3 protein-coding genes and 1 pseudogene are annotated in these 2942 nt (G+C 59.7%); 1 reads left to right on the forward strand and 3 read right to left on the reverse strand.

Annotated elements, in window-relative coordinates:
- A pseudogene (locus NW837_RS11640) lies at positions 1 to 303 on the reverse strand (hypothetical protein); the annotation flags it as partial.
- Positions 304 to 390: 87 nt separating this feature from the next.
- Here NW837_RS11640 and NW837_RS11645 point away from each other — a divergent pair.
- A complete protein-coding gene (locus NW837_RS11645) occupies positions 391 to 819 on the forward strand; it encodes a hypothetical protein (protein ID WP_414331677.1) in 429 nt (142 codons plus the stop codon).
- Between the two features lie 69 nt (positions 820 to 888).
- Here the strand turns inward: NW837_RS11645 and ispG are convergent, their stop codons facing one another.
- Entirely contained in the window at positions 889 to 2118 is a 1230-nt protein-coding gene (gene ispG, locus NW837_RS11650; protein WP_414331679.1) for a (E)-4-hydroxy-3-methylbut-2-enyl-diphosphate synthase, read from the reverse strand.
- Positions 2119 to 2167: 49 nt separating this feature from the next.
- A partial coding sequence (locus NW837_RS11655) for an MOSC domain-containing protein (protein WP_414331681.1) occupies positions 2168 to 2942 on the reverse strand: 775 nt, incomplete at its 5' end.

The following is a 2942-nucleotide window of genomic DNA, read 5'->3' on the forward strand; positions in this document are numbered from 1 at the left end:
AAAAAACAATCCCCCATAGGGAATCTCGCGAAAGGCTAGCTGACGGCGGGAGATGGTGTAGAGCGGCCCCCACAGGAAGGGATAGAGCAACGAGAGAATCCCGACCAGGAAGGCGATTGCCCCCAGAAAGGATCCCTCGCCGAAAGCGCGGGAAAGAACCAGCAACGCCACGCCCACCAAAATGGCCGTGATGATGCGGCCCGTGCTCTTGAGGGCATCGCTCCAGTAAGCCGCATACTGAAGGCGCGTTGGCACCACCGGAATCACCGATTCGCATTCTTCTGGGGTTAGCTCCAACAACATGCTCCAAGGATCCTCACAATGCCACACTCCACCTGCAACGGGCCAGACCCTATCTTAAAATGAGGCAGGGGCGCTTTGCCGCCGGGCTTGTCTGCTGCCAGTCCTTGCGCACTTGCCACTTCCATGCCGACAGGATCCCATTGCTCCTCGACCAGCCAGACCATCAGACAGCAGGTGGCCCAGTTGGACGAGGGATCCCGTCGCGACAAGGCTTGGCTGGGGGATGCGGTGTTGAGCTTGTTTGCCCGGCAGTGGCTGCTTGGCCCACCTCAAGACTGGCAAGTGCCTTCCCCGCCCAGTTGTGACTTGAATCGCGCAGAACTCTTCACGTGGCTGACCTCCAACCAATTTTTGTCGGCCTTCAGGGATCCCACGCAGGTTGAGGCGGAAATCGGCCTGATTTACGAAAAAGAAGGTCTGCAAGCAGCGTTTGAATATATCCGGGCGCACCTGCTGCCTCTGTTTGTAAGGCAGGTGAACAACCGCGCCAAAGCTCTGCGTGGCAAACGCCGCTAGCCAGTTTCTCAGCAAAGCAAGAGCGCGGCAGGATTGCTGGACAGGTCGCTTTTTGAGGGGGAAGCGGAATTAATGGGAAGAAGGGGGATCCACCCAGCGCCCATCGGCTTTGATCAGATCGATCAGCGCCTGCACGCCTTCCGATTCCGGCACCCTTTTCACTTCCTCTTTGCCGCGGTAGAGAGAGATCACCCCCGGCGTCTTGCCCACGTAGCCGTAGTCGGCGTCGGCCATCTCTCCCGGCCCATTGACAATGCAGCCCATCACGGCAATGTCCAGCCCCACCAGGTGCTGGGTTGCGGCGCGCACCTTCTGCAGCACCTCCTCCAAATTGAAGAGGGTGCGGCCACAGGAAGGGCAGGCCACATACTCCACCATGGTTTTGCGCAGGTTCAGAGCTTGCAAAATGCCGTAGGCCACCGGGATCTCCTTCTCTGGCGCTTCCGTGAGAGAAACCCGAATCGTGTCGCCGATCCCTTCAGCCAAGAGGGTTCCGATCCCCACCGCCGACTTGATGCGCCCATATTCTCCATCGCCCGCCTCGGTGACACCTAAGTGGAAGGGGTAATTCAGGCCCAGGGCATCGAAGCGACGGGCTGCCAGCCGGTAGGCCGCCAACATGACCTGCGGGCGGGAGGCCTTGAAGGAAAGCACCACATTGTGAAAGTCTTGCTCGGCGCAGATTTGGGCAAATTCCAGGGCCGACTCCACCATGCCCTCAGGCGTATCCCCGTAGGTGAAGAGCATCCGCTCTGCCAGGGATCCATGATTGACCCCGATGCGCAGGGCTTTGTTCTGGGCTTTGAGGGTCTGGACAAGGGGGGTGAAGGTTTCCCGGATTTTGTTACGAATGGCCTCAAATTCCGCCTGGGTATATTCTGTGCGACCGGGCTGAGGTTTTTCAAAGATGAACAACCCCGGATTGATGCGCACCTTGTCCACGTATTTGGCCACCTCCAGGGCGATCTTGATGCCGTTGTGATGGACATCAGCTACCAAAGGCACGGGCTTGTAGGTTTGGATCAGCTTCTCCCGAATTGCCTCCATCGCCTTGGCATGGGCCATGCTGGGAACGGTAACCCGCACAATCTCTGAGCCTGCCTCGTGCAGACGGCGGATCCCGGCCACTGCCGCGTCGATGTCGAGGGTGTCCTCGTTGATCATGGACTGTACCACCACCGGGTGCTGGCTGCCGATCAACACATCAGCTACGGCCACCGTGCGGGTGGGGCGACGGGGATAGACCGGTTCTGGGTAGGGCTGCTGGGTGGGGGCGTTGGGCCGATCCAGGGTTTGCATAGCTTGGTCAAGCCAAAAGAGCTGCTCTAGCTTGATTGTAGGTCGGAAACTAACCTGGGGTTCGATTCAGCTCAGGGTAAAGGCTGAGGGGTTCAACCCCGAGGATTTCGACGGGATCCCCAACCCTCAGGTGCTTGCCCGCCTCCGTTCTCGGGATCCACGTATTGATTCCAAGGCGATAGAAATGGTCAAAGCGGCTGGCTTCGGCCCAGGGTGGCAAGGTTTTCTGCCGTTGCGCTACGAAGTGCTTTTGAAAACCGGGATAGGCCTCTCCGCTCAGGGGATCCCGGGTGGGCACCACACAGCGGGCGCAGGGGTTGAGGCCCAGCAGCTCCACTTCCCCAATGCGAAAGCGCACCCCTTGATCTGCCTGGGCAAAGAGCCGATCCTCCCAAAAGGGCAGACATTCCGACAGCTCGATATTCATGCGAAAGCGTTGCCGCATCTCTTCGGGGGTGAGGCCGGGGAACCAATTGGCCACTGTCTCGAGAGTGGCTATGCTGATCAGGGTGGGGCCGTTGGCATAGGGATCATCCGGAAACCCCCTGAGAGGCTCCTCCAGCAGTTGCACCGGAAAACCGAACCAATCGCTGAGCCAAGTCTGCAAAGCATCCCGCTGCTGCTGCAGGTCAAACTGAGCCGCCTTGCCCTCCCCCCACAACTGCACCCGGCACAACCGGGGATCAAACCGGGCACGCAGGCGGTGGACTGCAGCATGGCGTTTGCCGTTTACCCGCTTCCCCTCCGCATCCACCAGGGCGTAGCGCCGATCCCCCTCCAAAGTCCCCCCCGCCGTCAGCCTCACCTCAGACAAAGAGATCCCA

It is taken from the genome of Synechococcus sp. R6-10 (genome assembly GCF_047461815.1).
GTDB lineage: Bacteria > Cyanobacteriota > Cyanobacteriia > Thermostichales > Thermostichaceae > Thermostichus.